At 63.6% G+C, this 16,126-nt stretch carries 15 protein-coding genes; 10 read left to right on the top strand and 5 right to left on the bottom strand.

The features are described from left to right. Window positions 1–493 precede the first annotated feature (493 nt). The 3 genes from ACSSVC_RS11855 to ACSSVC_RS11845 are packed head-to-tail and all read left to right on the top strand — an operon-like array spanning window position 494 to window position 5,415. Complete coding sequence (locus ACSSVC_RS11855) at window positions 494–1,870, top strand: TolC family outer membrane protein (RefSeq protein WP_346632040.1); 1,377 nt, start codon at window positions 494–496, stop codon at window positions 1,868–1,870. An 18-nt stretch (window positions 1,871–1,888) separates the two neighbouring features. Then, window positions 1,889–4,048, top strand: a complete 2,160-nt coding sequence (locus ACSSVC_RS11850; protein WP_404938687.1) for a type I secretion system permease/ATPase — start codon at window positions 1,889–1,891, stop codon at window positions 4,046–4,048. A gap of 11 nt (window positions 4,049–4,059) precedes the next feature. Next, window positions 4,060–5,415: an HlyD family type I secretion periplasmic adaptor subunit gene (locus ACSSVC_RS11845; RefSeq protein WP_346632042.1), complete on the top strand. Its 1,356-nt coding sequence runs from the start codon at window positions 4,060–4,062 to the stop codon at window positions 5,413–5,415. A 102-nt stretch (window positions 5,416–5,517) separates the two neighbouring features. On the opposite strand, the gene ACSSVC_RS11840 is transcribed toward ACSSVC_RS11845, so the two are convergent. Together ACSSVC_RS11840 and ACSSVC_RS11835 are read right to left on the bottom strand one after the other, a co-directional pair. After that, window positions 5,518–6,117: a tRNA-uridine aminocarboxypropyltransferase gene (locus ACSSVC_RS11840; protein WP_346632043.1), complete on the bottom strand. Its 600-nt coding sequence runs from the start codon at window positions 6,115–6,117 to the stop codon at window positions 5,518–5,520. Window positions 6,118–6,126: 9 nt separating this feature from the next. Then, window positions 6,127–7,020: a LysR family transcriptional regulator gene (locus ACSSVC_RS11835; RefSeq protein WP_102878817.1), complete on the bottom strand. Its 894-nt coding sequence runs from the start codon at window positions 7,018–7,020 to the stop codon at window positions 6,127–6,129. Window positions 7,021–7,379: 359 nt separating this feature from the next. Between ACSSVC_RS11835 and speB the strand changes: the two genes are divergently transcribed. The 6 genes from speB (at window position 7,380) to ACSSVC_RS11805 (ending at window position 12,648) form a co-directional block, all read left to right on the top strand. Beyond that, window positions 7,380–8,330, top strand: a complete 951-nt coding sequence (speB, locus tag ACSSVC_RS11830) for an agmatinase (RefSeq protein ID WP_492612319.1) — start codon at window positions 7,380–7,382, stop codon at window positions 8,328–8,330. 9 nt (window positions 8,331–8,339) lie between these two features. Next, entirely contained in the window at window positions 8,340–8,747 is a 408-nt protein-coding gene (locus tag ACSSVC_RS11825; protein WP_404938685.1) for a YybH family protein, read from the top strand. Between the two features lie 21 nt (window positions 8,748–8,768). Continuing rightward, window positions 8,769–10,280 carry a purine-cytosine permease family protein gene (locus ACSSVC_RS11820; RefSeq protein ID WP_346632045.1) on the top strand — a complete coding sequence of 504 codons (1,512 nt, stop codon included), beginning with the start codon at window positions 8,769–8,771 and terminating at the stop codon, window positions 10,278–10,280. Between the two features lie 143 nt (window positions 10,281–10,423). After that, on the top strand, window positions 10,424–11,803 hold the full coding sequence (locus ACSSVC_RS11815; RefSeq protein WP_346632046.1) for a sodium:solute symporter family protein: 1,380 nt from the start codon (window positions 10,424–10,426) through the stop codon (window positions 11,801–11,803). Between the two features lie 300 nt (window positions 11,804–12,103). Further along, on the top strand, window positions 12,104–12,361 hold the full coding sequence (locus ACSSVC_RS11810; RefSeq protein ID WP_346632047.1) for an acyl carrier protein: 258 nt from the start codon (window positions 12,104–12,106) through the stop codon (window positions 12,359–12,361). 26 nt (window positions 12,362–12,387) lie between these two features. Next, window positions 12,388–12,648, top strand: coding sequence for an acyl carrier protein (locus ACSSVC_RS11805; RefSeq protein ID WP_492612318.1), 261 nt, complete (start codon window positions 12,388–12,390; stop codon window positions 12,646–12,648). Between the two features lie 88 nt (window positions 12,649–12,736). On the opposite strand, the gene ACSSVC_RS11800 is transcribed toward ACSSVC_RS11805, so the two are convergent. Beyond that, window positions 12,737–12,865 carry a PA1414 family protein gene (locus ACSSVC_RS11800; protein WP_011059908.1) on the bottom strand — a complete coding sequence of 43 codons (129 nt, stop codon included), beginning with the start codon at window positions 12,863–12,865 and terminating at the stop codon, window positions 12,737–12,739. A 133-nt stretch (window positions 12,866–12,998) separates the two neighbouring features. After that, entirely contained in the window at window positions 12,999–13,892 is an 894-nt protein-coding gene (ptrR, locus tag ACSSVC_RS11795) for a putrescine utilization regulator PtrR (protein ID WP_346632049.1), read from the bottom strand. A 104-nt stretch (window positions 13,893–13,996) separates the two neighbouring features. Here ptrR and ACSSVC_RS11790 point away from each other — a divergent pair, with 104 nt between their 5' ends. Continuing rightward, the gene (locus ACSSVC_RS11790) at window positions 13,997–15,157 is read left to right on the top strand and encodes an MFS transporter (protein ID WP_346632050.1); all 1,161 of its coding nucleotides are present in this window, start codon (window positions 13,997–13,999) and stop codon (window positions 15,155–15,157) included. A 9-nt stretch (window positions 15,158–15,166) separates the two neighbouring features. Here the strand turns inward: ACSSVC_RS11790 and ACSSVC_RS11785 are convergent, their stop codons facing one another. Continuing rightward, the gene (locus ACSSVC_RS11785; protein WP_102878814.1) at window positions 15,167–16,090 is read right to left on the bottom strand and encodes a DMT family transporter; all 924 of its coding nucleotides are present in this window, start codon (window positions 16,088–16,090) and stop codon (window positions 15,167–15,169) included. Window positions 16,091–16,126 lie beyond the last annotated feature (36 nt).

The following is a 16,126-nucleotide window of genomic DNA, read 5'->3' as shown; positions in this document are numbered from 1 at the left end:
TGTGCCTGGCAGCGTCGCTCCCATGGCGAAGCGTGCCAGTCTTGATGTCCCGCCTTCCCTTGCTACCAGTCGGACGGCTGATACCGCAGCGCGCCGGACAAAACGGCCTCGTCCGCGCCTCGGATCGCTCACCAACTACGTTGTGTGGAACAGGTCAAAAAGCGGATTCGCCAAAAAAATGCCGCCAAGACCTGCTTCGCACCTCCGTCCTTGTAACCACTTCCCCGCCCTGAACTACCTGAAATTTGAACGTCCCCAGAAACTGCAGGAAATGCCTCAACACCTGAAAAATCTGGGCCTTCGCTTGGAACAATGTCTTGCTTTGACAAACATGCATAAGTTTTTTTTGGCATAAAACTTATGAGATTTTTTTCTTAGCTATCCTTCTGGATGTTCTTAGCTCTGTTGTAAACAAGATGAGACGGTTAAGTCTCAATTTTTTAGTCATATTTTTGACGAAAACACAGTTTCACTGGATCAGGGAGAGACACCCATGCGCGTTTTCACCCCCCTCAGCGGTGCAATTCTTTTGGCCTCACTCTGTGCCAACCCGGCCCAGGCCATGTCATTGACTGAAGCGATCCAGAGCACTCTGGACAACCACCCTGAACTTCGCGCCAGCCAGAACAACCGGCTGTCTGCCGACGAGGATGTGAAGGTAGCCAAGGGCGGCTTCTACCCCAGCCTGGACCTCAATGCCGGCTACGGCCGAGGCTACAGCGACAACACCACCACCCGCGGCTACGGTGTGGCACGCGGCACTGGCAACCACAACACTGAGACCCTGAACTACACCCAGTCGGAACTGCGCCTGCGGCAGATGCTCTTCGATGGTTTCAACACGGCCAATGAAGTGGGCCGCACCCAGTCGGTGGTCAACTCCCGGGCCTATTACACGCGCGGCACCGCCGAAAGCCTGGCCCTGCGCACCATCGAGGTGTACCTGGAGGTGCTCAAGCGCCGTGAACTGGTGACCCTGGCCAAGAACAACCTGCAGGCCCACCTGCGGGTCAACGACCAGATCGGCCTGCGCAGCCAGCAGGGCGTGGGCAGTACCGCCGACCTCGACCAATCCAAGGCCCGGCGTGCCCTGGCGGAAAACAACTACGACACCGCTCAGGTCGACCTGGCCGATGCCGAGGCCAACTTCTACAGCGCGGTAGGACGCCTGCCCGACGAGCTGGAAAGCCTGCCGTCGATCCGCGGCGAAGTCCCGCAGAACCTCAACGATGCCAAACAGAGCATGCTGCTGAACAACCCCTACCTGAAGTCCGCCCAGGCTGACATCCAGGCGGCGGAGAGTCAGTACGAGGTGGCCAAGTCGCCCTTCTATCCGCGCTTCGACGCCGAGGCCGCAGTCAACGCCAACGACAATGTGCAGGGCGACTTGGGCCACGACAATGAATGGCGGGTCGGGGTGATCATGAACTACAACCTGTTCCGCGGTGGCAGTGACAAGGCCCGCCTGCAGTCCGACGCGCACAAGATCAACCAGGCCATGGACATCCGCAACAACGCGCTGCGCATGCTCAACGAAAACATCACCCTGGCCTGGAACGCCATGCTCAACGCCAAGAAACAGACCCCCACCGCCCGGGAATATGCGGAAACCACCACCCGGGTGCGGGCCGCCTACCAGGACCAGTTCGGCCTCGGCCAACGCACCCTGCTCGACGTTCTGGACAGTGAAAACGAGCTGTACAACGCCAACCGCCGCTACACCGAAGTGCGCTACACCGAAGAGTTCTCCATGTACCGGGTCCTGGCCAACATGGGCGAACTGCTGAGCAAGGAAAAAGTCGTGGTGCCGGCCGAAGCCATCGCCCAGAGCGAAGTGAAAAGCGAGGCGCGCCTGCCGGAAATGAAGTAGTCCCGTGGAGGACTCGATTTGACCAGCCTCGAACCCGGGAGCCCGCACGCCGATCCGCGTGCCAGCTTCGATGACCCGCTGTTGGACGGATTACTGATCCTGTGCCGACTCCACGGCTGCAATGTCAGCCGCGGCAGCCTCAGCGCAGGCCTGCCCCTGGACAAGCAACGCCTGAGCCTGGACCTGCTACCCCGGGCCGCGGCCCGGGCCAGCCTTCAGGCACGCCTGCTGCGCCGGGAACTGGGGGCGATTTCCGCCCTCAACCTGCCGGTGCTGCTGATCCTCCACGACGGTCGTTGTGCGGTGCTCAGGCGCTGGGGCGAGGATGGCCAGGCCCTGCTCCTGCCCAGCGAGGCCGAAGGTGGCGAGCAGTGGGTCAGCCGCGAGGAACTGGCCCGGGAGTACAGCGGCCAGGCCCTGTTCGCCCGCCCCCGTCACGAGCTCGAAGACCTGCGTAGCCCCCTGGTGCCCAGGGTCGATGCCTGGTTTCGCGACACCCTGAAACTCTCCCGCTGGCTTTACAGCGACGCCATTCTCGCCAGCTTCCTGATCAACCTGCTGGGCCTGATGGTGCCGCTGTTCGTGATGCAGACCTACGACCGCGTGGTGCCCAACCAGGCCACCTCGACCCTCTGGGTCCTGACCCTGGGCCTGCTGCTGGGCACCGGCTTCGAACTGGTGTTGCGGGTGGTGCGGGCCCACCTGCTGGACCAGGCCGGGAAAAAGACCGACGTGATCCTCTCCGCCACCCTGTTCGAACGCATCACCGGCATGAACATGAAGGCCCGGCCGGCCACCATTGGCGGCTTCGCCCAAAGCATCCACGACTTCCAGGGCCTGCGCGAATTTCTGACGGCCGTGACCCTGACCAGCCTGATCGACCTGCCCTTTGCCCTGCTGATGCTGGTGGTGATCGGCCTGCTCGGGGGCTGGCTGGTGGTGATCCCGGTACTGGCGTTCCCCATCACCATCGTCTTCGCCATGCTGATCCAGGTGCGCCTGCGGGACACCGTGCAAAAAAGCCTGGCCCTGGGCGCCGAACGCCAGGCGCTGTTGATCGAGACCCTCGGCGGCCTGGAAACCCTCAAGGCCTGCAGCGCCGAAAGCGAACGCCAGCACAAGTGGGAAAGCACCCACGGCGCCCTGACCCGCCTCGACAGCCACGCCCGCAATCTCTCGGCCCTGGCCACCAACGGCACCCTGTTCATTCAGCAGTTGTCCGGCATGGCCACCATTGTCGCCGGGGTCTACAGCATCATCGCCGGCAACCTCAGCGTCGGCGCCCTGGTGGCCAGCTATATGCTCGGCAGCCGAGTCCTGGCGCCATTGGGACAGATCGCCGGGCTGATCACCCGCTACCAACAGGCACAACTGACCATGCGCAGCACCGATGCATTGATGGCCCTGCCCCAGGAACGCGATGCCCGCCAGCGGCCTCTGGAACGCACTCAGTTGCAAGGCGCCCTGGAAATCAGTCGAGTGAGTTTTCGCTACCCGGGGCAAAGCACCCCGGCGCTGAACAACATCAGTTTCAGCCTCAAGCCCGGAGAGCGAGTCGGCATCATCGGCCGCAGCGGCTCGGGGAAAAGTACCCTGGCCCGGCTGTTGATGGGCTTTCTCGCCCCGGAGGAAGGCCAACTGCTGCTGGACGGCCTGGACCTGCGGCAACTGGATGTGGCCGACCTGCGTCAGCAGATCGGCTACGTCGCCCATGACCTGCCACTGCTGGCCGGCAGCCTGCGGGACAACCTGACCCTGGGTGCGCGCTACGTCAGCGACGCCCGAATGCTCGAAGTCGCCGAGCTGACCGGGGTCACCGAGCTGGCCCGCCAGCACCCCCAAGGCTTCGACCGACCGGTGGGTGAACGCGGGCAACTGCTGTCCGGCGGCCAGCGTCAGGCGGTGCTGCTGGCCCGGGCCCTGCTGCTGGACCCGCCGATCCTGCTGTTGGACGAACCCACCAGCGCCATGGACAACAGCAGCGAAGACGCTCTGCGTCAGCGCCTGCACGCCAAGGTCCAGGGCAAGACCCTGCTGCTGGTGACCCACCGCACCTCGATGCTCAGTCTGGTGGACCGCCTGGTGGTTCTGGACGAAGGACGGATTGTCGCCGACGGACCGAAAGACGCGGTTATCGATGCACTGCGCAAGGGCCGTGTCGGCTCTGCAGCCGTCTAGGAGTGCCGAGCATGTCTACACCATCGTCGCCCCGGGGTTACCTGGGCAGTTTTCGCCGCAGCGCGGAAAGCGAATTCATGCCGGAAACCGCCGGAGCCTCCTTGCAGGACTCACCCCGCGGCTCACGGCTGACGGTCTGGATCGCCGCCGCGCTGATCCTCTGTGCCCTGGTATGGGCCAGGTTCGCGGTGCTCCAGGAAGTCACCATGGGCGAAGGCAAGGCCATTCCTTCGAGCAAGGTCCAGGTGATCCAGAATCTGGAAGGCGGCATTGTCACCGAGATCTTCGTCCGTGAGGGGCAGATGGTGGACAAGGGCCAGACCCTGCTGCGCCTGGATGACACACGCTTTCGCTCGAACAAGGGCGAGAGCGAGGCCGATCGCTTTGCCTTGATGGCCCAGGTCGAGCGGCTGTCCGCCGAAGCCGAGGGCAAACCGTTCAGCCCGTCCGCCGAGGTGGTGAGCAAGGCGCCGCAAGTCGCGGAAGACGAACGCTCGCTGTACGACCAGCGCCAGCGGCGCCTGGCCAGCGAACAGCGCACCCTCAGCGAACAACTACGGCAGAAGACCCAGGAACTGGCGGAATTTCGCTCCAAGCAGGGGCAATACAGCTCCAGCCTGGCCCTGCTCAATCAAGAGATGAATATGTCGACGCCGCTGGTGGGCACTGGCGCCGTGTCACCGGTGGAGATCCTGCGACTCAAGCGCAGCGCGGTGGAGATTCGCGGCTCCCTGGACGCCACCACCCTGGCCATTCCACGGGCCGAGTCGGCCATCAACGAGATCAAGAGCAAGATCGACGAATCGGTGCAGACCTTCCGCTCCGATGCCGCCAAGGAACTCAACGCGAAACGCACCGACCTGTCGAAGATCACCGCGTCGGGGATCGCCATCGACGACCGGGTCAACCGCACCACGGTGGTATCGCCCGTGCATGGCGTGATCAAGCAGCTCAAGGTCAACACCATCGGCGGCGTGGTCCAGCCCGGCAGCGACATGGTGGAAATCGTGCCCATGGAAGACAACCTGCTGATCGAAGCCAAGGTCCGGCCCCAGGACGTGGCCTTCCTCCACCCCGGTCAGAAAGCCATGGTCAAGTTCAGCGCCTATGACTACACCATCTACGGCGGCCTGAGTGCCAAGCTGGAACTGATCGGTGCCGACACCATCACCGACGACAAGGGCAACAGCTTCTATCTGATCCAGGTGCGCACCGACAAGAACCACCTGGGAGGCGACGTCAACCCACTGCTGATCATCCCCGGCATGGTGGCCACGGTGGACATCATCACCGGCGAGAAAAGCGTACTGGACTACCTGCTCAAGCCCGTGCTCAAGGCCCGCACCGAAGCCATGCGCGAACGCTGACTGCAGCGTAGGTCGGAAGCGGCTTGCCGGCGCAAGGCCCTCTGACTTTGCAGCAGGCTTGAGAGTGCTTGCGCGGGCAAGCTCGCTCCCACAGACAAGAGGTCAGGGTTTGGCGCCGTGGTTGCGTTGGTAGGTGTCTTCGCCCATCGCCGCGATCTGCCCTTCGATCAGAGCCTCGAAGGGGCGCAGCAAGGGCTCGAAGGAGGCCGGCGCCTCCAGTACCTGCAACGCCTGGACAATGGCTTCCAGGGTCGACAGCGCACCCGGCCCCGGGGCCTTGCGCAAGCGATAGCGCGAGGGCGTCGCAGCGGCCAGGGTCACCCGCGGCAGGGCCGCCAGCAGCGGATTGAGGTGCAACAGCTTGCGGGCCTTGCGCCAGGTGCCGTCGGGCACCACCAGCAGCAGCGGTTCATCCGTTTCGGCATAGGCCTGCAACGGCTGGGCATCGTCCGCCGGAAACAACAGGCGGGCCTGGTAGCCGGGGCGGTTGAGCAGCGCCGGCAGATCCTCGAACACCTCGCCCACCCGCAACTGCGCATTGTTCAGCCCCAAGGCCGCCAGCCGCGCCGTGTTCAAGGCGTGGTTGACCTCGCTGGGATGCTGCAACAACAGCACCCGGGTGCGGCTGGGCAAATCCGGGATCAGCGGGCACAAACAATGGCCTGTGGGACGCAGGCAACGCTCGCAGCGTGCTCTGGACATGGAAATTCCTTATGACTGGTTGAGCTGGGCCTTGAGCAGATCGCGAAAGGTCTGGATCAGGGGTTCACGACCACGGCCACGACGCATGATCATCGAGAAAGGCGCCTGGTAGCCGAAGGTCGCCGGCAGCAACACTCGCAGGTCGCCCTTGTCGGCCCAGGCCTGGGCGTAGTGTTCCGGCAGGTAGCCGATGTAGGCGCCGGATAGCACCAGGATCAACTGCGCCTCCATGCTCTCCACGGTCGCCGCGCTGTGCTTGAAACCATGCCGGGCCAGTTCTGCCTGGCTCCAGTAGCCTCGGCCGACCATGCGCTGTTGGGTGATGACCTGCTCCGGGATGCGCCGCTCGCTGTACAGCGGATGCCGGTTGCTGCAATACAGCCAGTGCTGCTCGCGGTACAGCGGCATGTACACCAGACCGCTCATGCGCGTGGAAAAGGCACCGATGGCCAGGTCCAGGCGGTTGTCCTGGACCCCCAGTTGCAGTTCATGGGGGCTCATCACCGACAGGTGCAGATGCACTGCGGGATGCTCCTGGCTATAGGCACCGATGGCCTCGGCGAACGGCAGGGCCTTGTCGCTGACGGTGGAGTCGATCACCCCCAGGTTCAGGGTGCCGCGCAACTCGCCCTTGAGGGCCGCGGCGTACTGTTCAAAGCCCTCCAGCTCCCCAAGAAGACGCAAGGTTTCCTGGTGGAACAGCTCACCCTTGCTGGTCAGGCTGAACCCGCCACGGCCACGGTGACAGAGCACCAGCCCGAGGGCGCCTTCAAGCTGGCTCATGTAGGTGCTGATGGCCGACGTCGAGAGATTGAGTTCGTGCTGGGCATTGGCGAACCCCTGATGTCGCACCACGCTGACGAAGATGCGCAATAGTTTCAGATCAGGTAAAGCGTTGGCCATGACAGGCTCCGATAACAGGCAAAACGACCACTTCCCTGTGCCAAGAGAGCTTGCTCCCGCCGGGCGGCCAAGCAACCTCGATGACCTCCATGCGCACTTTCAGTCTGACCCTGCAACCCGGATAACGGAGGCTACGCCACCGAGCGGGTGCTCGCTCCCTCGCCAGGCAGGGCCCTGGAAGCAGCGCGGAAGTCTAGCGCGAGCCCGACCATTAGTTTAGAAAAATCTGAACTAAGTATTTGTTCGTAGCGATTCTTTCCCCTCACTACATTTCGCAGAATCGGCTCCACTCGGTTGTACGGGCAGCTTGGGCTGTGCCGCCGACCCCATAAATATAAAACAACGATGAGGCCTATCCCGTGGACAAGATTCTCCACCAACCACTGGGCGGCAACGAAATGCCGCGCTTCGGCGGCATCGCCACCATGATGCGTCTTCCCCATCTGCAATCCGCTGCCGGCCTGGACGCTGCGTTCGTCGGCGTGCCCCTGGACATCGGTACCTCGCTGCGCGCCGGCACCCGTTTCGGCCCACGGGAGATCCGCGCCGAATCGGTGATGATCCGCCCATACAACATGGCCACCGGTGCCGCCCCGTTCGACTCACTGACGGTGGCCGATATCGGTGACGTGGCGATCAACACCTTCAACCTGCTGGATGCGGTGCGCATCATCGAAGAGGCCTACGACGGCATCCTCGAACACAACGTGATCCCCCTGACTCTGGGCGGCGACCACACCATCACCCTGCCGATCCTGCGGGCCATCCACAAGAAACACGGCAAGGTCGGGCTGGTGCACATCGATGCCCATGCGGACGTCAACGACCACATGTTCGGCGAGAAGATCGCCCACGGCACCACCTTCCGCCGTGCGGTGGAAGAAGGCCTGCTGGACTGCGACCGCGTGGTGCAGATCGGCCTGCGTGCCCAGGGCTATACCGCCGAAGACTTCAACTGGAGCCGCAAACAGGGCTTCCGTGTGGTCCAGGCCGAAGAGTGCTGGCACAAGTCCCTGGAACCTTTGATGGCCGAAGTCCGCGAGAAAGTCGGCAATGGTCCGGTGTACCTGAGCTTCGACATCGACGGCATCGACCCGGCCTGGGCTCCGGGCACCGGCACCCCGGAAATCGGCGGCCTGACCACCATCCAGGCCATCGAGATCGTCCGTGGCTGCCAGGGCCTGGACCTGGTGGGCTGCGACCTGGTGGAGGTCTCGCCACCTTATGACACCACCGGCAACACCTCGCTGTTGGGCGCCAACCTGCTGTACGAAATGCTCTGCGTACTGCCTGGCGTAGCCCATCGCTGAGTCCCGGCCATGAGCGAGCACGAGAACGTCCTCAACGCCGCAGCCGAACTGGTATCGGCCTTTGCCCGCAACGACCGCGAAGCCTACTTCGCGGCGTTCAGCAGCGATGCCAGCTTCGTCTTCTACACCCTTGCTCAGCCACTGCTGTCGCGCGATGCCTACCAGGCGTTGTGGGATCAATGGCGCGCCGAGCAGGGTTTCGAGGTGCTTTCGTGCACCTCGAGCAACGCCGTCGTCAGCCTGCAGGGTGACGTCGCCGTGTTTATTCATGACGTGGCCACACAGCTGCGCATGCAAGGGGAGCAACACTTCAGCCAGGAACGCGAAACCATTGTGTTTCGCAAACAACAACAAGGCCTATGGCTGGCCTGTCACGAACATTTGTCCGCTATGCCGGAAGGGCTGCCACCCCCTTAGCCAATGTGATCGGAGCAGATCATGAATAACAACAACAAAGAAAAAAGCCTTAGCAGCATTGAAACCAACGGGGTTGAACAGATCCCGGACCACGAGCGTGACGCCGGCCCCGGCGACCTGTTTCGCTTGATCTTCGGCGGCGCCAACACCTTCGCCACTGCGGTGCTGGGCAGCTTCCCGGTACTCTTCGGCCTGTCGTTCCAGGCCGGGGTCTGGGCCATTGTCCTGGGGGTGACCCTGGGCTCGCTGATCCTGGCCCCCATGGGACTGTTCGGGCCGATCAACGGCACCAACAACGCCGTGTCGTCCGGTGCCCACTTCGGTGTGCACGGACGGATTGTCGGTTCGTTCCTGTCGTTGCTGACCGCCATCGCCTTCTTCTCACTCTCGGTCTGGAGCTCGGGGGACGCGCTGATCGGCGGCGCCAAACGCCTGATCGACCTGCCGGAAACCGATCTGAGCCTGGGCCTGGCCTACGGCCTGTTCGCGATCCTGGTGCTGACGGTGTGCATCTACGGCTTCCGCTTCATGCTGTGGGTCAACCGCATCGCCGTGTGGGCCGCCAGCCTGCTGTTCCTGCTGGGAGTCTTCGCCTTCGCGCCGGCTTTCGATAGCCACTTTGCCGGCACCGTGGCCCTGGGCCAGGCCGGATTCTGGGCCGCCTTTATCGGGGCCGCGCTGGTGGCGATGAGCAACCCGATCTCCTTCGGTGCCTTCCTCGGCGACTGGTCGCGCTATATCCCCCGGGAGACCCCCAAGGGTCGAATCATGCTGGCGGTGATCGCCGCACAGTTCGCCACCCTGATCCCGTTCCTGTTCGGCCTGGCCACAGCCACCATCGTTGCGATCAAGGCGCCGGACTACATCGCCGCCAACAACTACGTCGGCGGCCTGCTGGCGGTGTCGCCGAGCTGGTTCTTCCTGCCGGTGTGCCTGATTGCGGTGATCGGCGGCATGTCCACCGGCACCACTTCGCTGTATGGCACCGGGCTGGACATGTCCAGCGTGTTCCCGAGGGTGCTGTCGCGGGTCAAGGCGACCCTGCTGATCGGGGTGCTGTCGATTGCCTTCATCTTCATCGGGCGCTTTGCGGCGAACCTGGTGCAGAGCGTGTCGACCTTCGCCGTGCTGATCATCACCTGCACCACTCCCTGGATGGTGATCATGCTCATCGGCCTGTGGGTACGTCGCGGCTACTACTGCCCGGACGACCTGCAAGTCTTCACCCGCGGCGAGCGCGGCGGCCGCTACTGGTTCCAGCACGGCTGGAACTGGCGCGGGCTGGGGGCGTGGATTCCCAGTGCACTGGTGGGCCTGTGCTTCGTCAACCTGCCGGGGCAGTTCGTCGGCCCCCTGGGCAACCTCGCCGACGGCATCGACATCAGCCTGCCAGTGACTCTGGGGCTTGCGTCCCTGGTGTACCTGATCCTGCTGAGCCTGTTCCCGGAACCGGCAACGGTGTACGGCCCCAACGACCCACGCAGTCAAACAACCGAGACAGCCCAGCGCCGTTCCCAGCGCCAAACCGCCTGATTACCGCAGGAGCCGGCTTGCCGGCGAACGGGCCTTGAACCTTGCACAAGGTTTGAAGACTCCTTCGCTGAACAGCCGGCTCCCACCCAAGCCCGCTTGACCTGTTTGTTTCACATAAAAAAGATAATCGGAGACACGCCACCATGGCTTTAGATCTATTTGTCGTACTCATCTATGCCGCCGGCATGCTCGTGCTCGGCTATTACGGCATGCGCAAGGCCAAGACCCACGAGGACTACCTGGTGGCCGGACGCAACCTGGGGCCGACCCTGTATATGGGCACCATGGCTGCCACGGTCCTGGGCGGCGCCTCCACCGTCGGCACCGTGCGCCTGGGCTACGTCCACGGCATTTCCGGTTTCTGGCTGTGCGCCGCCCTGGGCGCGGGGATCATTGCCCTGAACCTGCTGCTGGCCAAGCCGCTGCTCAAGCTGCGCATCTTCACCGTCACCCAGGTCCTGGAAAAGCGCTACAACCCCATGGCCCGCCAGGCCAGTGCGGTGATCATGCTGGCTTATGCGCTGATGATCGGGGTGACCTCAATCCTCGCCATCGGCACCGTGCTGCAAGTGCTGTTCGGCCTGCCGTTCTGGATCTCGGTCCTGCTGGGCGGCGGCGTGGTGGTGGTCTATTCGGCGATCGGCGGCATGTGGTCCCTGACCCTGACCGACATCGTCCAGTTCGTGATCAAGACCGTGGGGCTGATGTTCATCCTGCTGCCGATCTGCCTGTACCGCGTGGGTGGCTGGGATGAGCTGGTGGCCAAGCTGCCGGCGTCCAGTTTCAGCTTCACCACCATTGGCTGGGACACCATCATCACCTACTTCATGATCTACTTCTTCGGCATCCTGATCGGCCAGGACATCTGGCAACGGGTGTTCACCGCCAAGACCGAGAAAGTCGCGCAATACGCCGGTACCCTGGCGGGCTTCTACTGCATCCTCTACGGACTGGCCTGTGCCCTGATCGGCATGGCTGCCCACGTCCTGCTGCCGGACCTGGACAACGTCAACAACGCCTTCGCCGCCATCGTCAAAGCCTCGCTGCCGGACGGTATCCGCGGCCTGGTGATCGCCGCCGCCCTGGCCGCGATGATGTCCACCGCCAGCGCCGGCCTGCTGGCCGCCTCCACCACCCTGACCGAAGACCTGCTGCCACGACTGCGGGGCGGCAAACAATCGAGCCTGGGGATCAACCGCCTGTTCACCTTCCTCACCGGCATCGTGGTGCTGGGCATCGCCCTGGTGGTCAACGACGTGATCAGCGCCCTGACCCTGGCCTACAACCTGCTGGTGGGCGGCATGCTGATCCCGCTGATCGGCGCCATCTTCTGGAAACGCGCCACCACCGCCGGCGCCATCGCCAGCATGGGTCTAGGCTTCGTCACCGCCCTGGTGTTCATGTTCAAGGACGGCCTGGATGCCAACACGCCGATTTACTACAGCCTGGCCGTGGGCCTGGTGAGTTTCGTGGTGGTGAGCCTGGTTTCCCGGCGCTCGGCGCCTCTGGCCAACGCGATCTGACCTGAAGTCGGACGCCTGAAGCTTTTCTTCGACGGGTGCGGCGTCGGTGGCCGCATCCGTTTTTTTTCGTCCACGAAAAAGTGCCACAACGCCGGATGGCGTGGCCTGCAGCTCGATCCCGGAAGCCAGCCACTGGACGAGTGGTCACCACCGCCGGAAAAAACCTGTGCTGTAATCTGACTCAGCGACGACTGTTCCTGAACAGTACAAGGATCGCTGGCAGCCTCAGGGCACGCTATCGCTTCACCCTTGGACGGGGTCATAAAACAATAAGAACCTCTCCCCTGCCCCGAGGTGTTTATGGACCGTTTCGACATCCAGCAAAGCATCCGCCACGCCATCGAGACCCAGATGGCCCAGAAGTGGCCAATCCCCCCCTGCCAGGCCCGCGCCCGGAACACCTACTCCCTGGACCTCAAGGCCCTGCTCTACAGCCTGGAATGCGAGTTCAACATTCGCCTTGATCCGGAGCTTGATCTGTACCGGATCAACTCCATCAGCGAGCTCAGTCAGGTGATTCTGGAAAAGACCCGCGCCGACGCTGCCCGCCCCGCCTGACCCGCTAATCCCTCGGGAGCAACGCGATGAATCGGGCCGAAGCGCGCGTGGCCGTGCACCTGCTTATCCGCCGGGGACTGGGTGAACTCATCGACTTCGATGACCACAGCACTCTGCAGGCACTCGGGCTGGACAGGGAGGATATCGAAGCGCTGCTCTGGCGCCTGGAGGACAGGTTCGACCTCTGCATCTCCCCCCGGGAAGAGCAGCGAGCGCTCTGGCGCCTGGGAAAGGTCGGCGACCTGGTGCAATGGTTACTGGAAAAGTCCCGGCAAAATCAGGATTGACCCGATTGTCCCGGGTGGGTGGCCGAGCGACTGCCGGCCAGAAAACACTGACGAGAGCCGGAGTCTGCACTCCGCTCTCGCCTCGAGCTCAACGACGACGTTGCTGACGCCGCCGCAGTTCTTCGTCGGTAGGAATCGGCACCGGTTGCAGCGGTGGCTCGATCAGGCCCAGTGCGACGCCAAGGTCGTGAAGCCAGCTTTGCAGTTTGTCTTTCATAGTGCCCCCTCAGGGTCGTGCCGAGCGGCGATACTGCGCCGCCTCAAGCAGATAATAGTCCTAACTTTTCCCGCGCGCTGCCTCGCAATAGCAATGAACTGTTACTGGATTGAAGCGAATCGGCCAAGGCTATTCAGCCATTGGCCCGCAGCGCCTGTGGCGCCTGCCCGGCGGCCCCCTGCTGCAGTTCGATCCAGGCATTGAGGTTGGCCCCGAGCATGCCCTTACGCCACATCAGCCAGGTGGTGGTCTGGGCGAACGGCTCGGCCAGGGCATGCACTGCCACGCTTTCGCGCCCCGGCAGACTGTCGAGCATCGACTGGGCCATGAGCGCCACCCCGGAACCGGCGATCACACAGGCCAGCATGCCCTGGTAGGACTCGATCTCCATGGCCCGGCCCATCGCCGCGTGATAGTGGGCGAACCAGGACTCCAGGCGCATGCGATAGGCGCAACCCTGGCGAAACGTGAACACCGCACGCCCCTCCACATCCCGGGCGGTGCGCACCGGCGGGTGATCGGCCTCGCTGATCAGCACCAGGGTCTCATCGCACAAGGGCACCCCATCCAGCCCTGCCAATTCAAGGGGGCCATCCACCAGGGCCGCGTCCAGGCGCCCGCTGAGCAGGCCTTCCAGCAGCTCGCCACTGGGCCCGGACTGCACCTGCAGGTTCACCGCCGGATAGGTCCGGTGGTAACGCGCCAGCAGCGCCGGCAGATGAATCGCCGCCGTGCTGTACATGGTGCCCAGGACGAAATCCCCGGCCGGCTGACCGCCTTGTACCGCGGCATGGGCTTCATCGTGCAGAGCGAACAGCCGCGCGGCGTAATCGAGCAGCACCTTGCCCGCCGGCGACAGTTGCAAGCGCTGACGCTCGCGCAGGAACAGCTCGACGCCCAGTTGCTCCTCCAACTGCTTGAGCCGAGTCGAGAGGTTCGACGGCACCCGGTGCAGGCGCTCGGCGGCCCGGGTGATGGAACCTTCCTCGGCCACGGCCTGAAAGATGCGCAGTTGGCTGAACTCCATGACATTCTCCAAAACTGAACAAGTTACTCACTATTATTCATTTTTACAGAAAGTCAATCAGTCCTAGCCTGACGGTCATTGTCCTTGCCGATGGAACCCCCACCATGTCCCCGCTGCTGCGCCTGCTCGCCAGTTTCATTGCCCTGATGATGGCCATGGGCATTGGCCGCTTTGCCTTGACTCCTCAGCTGCCGCACCTGATCGGCGAAGGCCAGGTCGACCTGACCGCCGCCGGCCTGATTGCCGCCGCCAACTACCTGGGCTACTTCTGCGGTGCACTGGACGCCATGTTCGCCCGCCAGCCGAAACAGGTACGGGCACGGCTGCTGGGTGGACTGTGGCTGTGCGTGTTGCTGACCCTGGCCTCATTCTGGGCCCAGGGCTTCTGGCCGCACCTGCTGTTGCGCTTCGGCACGGGCGTGGCCAGTGCCTGGGTGCTGGTGATGATCACCGCCCTGAGCCAGCCCCTGGCGCTGGCGGCGGGCCGGCCACGCCTGGGAGCCCTGGTGTTCGCCGGTCCCGGGCTGGGCATCATGCTCACCGGCCTGCTGGCCCTGGGCTCCAACCTGCTGGGCCAAGGCTCCGCCAACCTGTGGCTGTTGTATGGGCTGGTGGCCCTGCTGATGCTGCTGGTGATCCTGCCGATCCTGCCACAGGCCTCGAAAAACCTCAGTCCGGCCGCCCAGGACTCGAGAGGCAATGAGCAGAGCGTGGGCCGCCTGGGGCTGGTCTATGGCTTGTACGGGGTGGGCTACATCATCCCGGCGACCTTTCTTTCGCAAATGGCCAGCGCGCGCTTTCAAGGTCAGTGGCAAGCCGATCTGTTCTGGCCCGGTTTCGGCCTGGCTGCCGCCCTGGGAGTGGCCCTGGTCAGCCTGCGCCGGCACACCCCGCACAGTACTCGCCAATGGTTGATGGCGACCCTGTGGCTGCAAGCCGCCGGGGTCTTTGCCTGCCTGCTGGACAGCGGCCTGGGGTTGGTCTTGGGCGTGTTGCTGTGCGGCACACCGTTCCTGGCTTGCATGCAGCTGGTGATGCAGCGTTCCCGGGAACTGGCGCCGCAGGCGGCCCAGCGCAACGCCGGTCTGCTCACCGCCTGCTTTGCCGCGGGGCAATTGAGCGGCCCGTTGCTGGCGGCCCTGAGCAGTCACTTCAGCGCCAGCCTGCAGTTGGCGCTGGTGACCGCCGGTTCCGGCTTGCTGATCAGCGGTGGCCTGCTCTGGCAACCGCGACCCGCGACACAGCGCTGCCCGGCGGTCTCCTAGGCAGCGGCGTTATAGAAAGCGCTTGATGCGCCGGCGCAACCATTGCTCGGCGCTGACAAAGGTGATGCCCAACAACACCAGCAGCGCCCCCAGCACGAAGTTGAGGCTCAAGGGTTCACCCAGCAACAACACGCCGAAGGTCACGCCAAACATCGGCGTCATGAAGGAAAACACCGCCAGGTTCGCCGCCAGATAGCGACGCAGCAGCCAGAACCAGGTCAGGTAGCTGAAGAACGACACCACCAGCCCCTGAAACAACACACTGGCCACGGCCACCGGGGTCAGGCTGACCTGGGTCACCTGGCCGCTGAGCACCGCAATCAGCAGCAAGCCGACGAAACCGACGATCAACTGATAGAACAGCGTCAGTGTGGCTGGCGCTTCCGACAGTCGCGAGGCACGTACCACCACCGTGGTCGCGCCCCAGGCCAGCCCCGCCAGCAGTCCCAACACATCGCCCAGGAGCATGCGCCGATCCAGATTGTCCAGGGAGATCCCTCCGGCAAAGGCGATGCTGATGCCAATGAAAGCGAGGATGATCCCCAACCATTGCAACGGCCGCAGCCGCTCACTGGGCAGCAACCAATTGACCCCAAGGGCGGTGAAGATCGGCGCGGTATAGAGAAACACCGACATATGCGCGGCGCTCGTCAGCTTCAGCCCCTCGGCAATGAACAGGAACTCCAGACCGAACAGGGCACCGGCCAGTAAACCGCCGCGCCAGGTACTGGAGACCTGGGACCAGCCCCCTTTCCAGCACATCAGCAGGGCCACCAGCAGCGCCGAAATCCCGGAACGCGCAGCCGCCTGCATCACCGGGGCAATATCCGCCGCCGCCCATTTGATCATCACCTGCTGCACGCCCCAGATCAGGCACAACCCCAGCATCACCTGCAGGGCAAAGCCATCGGCGTTGCGCCGCTCGATGCTCACCGCAGTCCCTCAGATTGATTCATCGACATGACAGCT

The sequence above is a fragment of the Pseudomonas sp. E1BtOHC1 genome (genome assembly GCF_058744285.1).
Note: the sequence above shows the minus strand (reverse complement) of the source record. Positions and strands in the feature narration are given on the sequence as shown.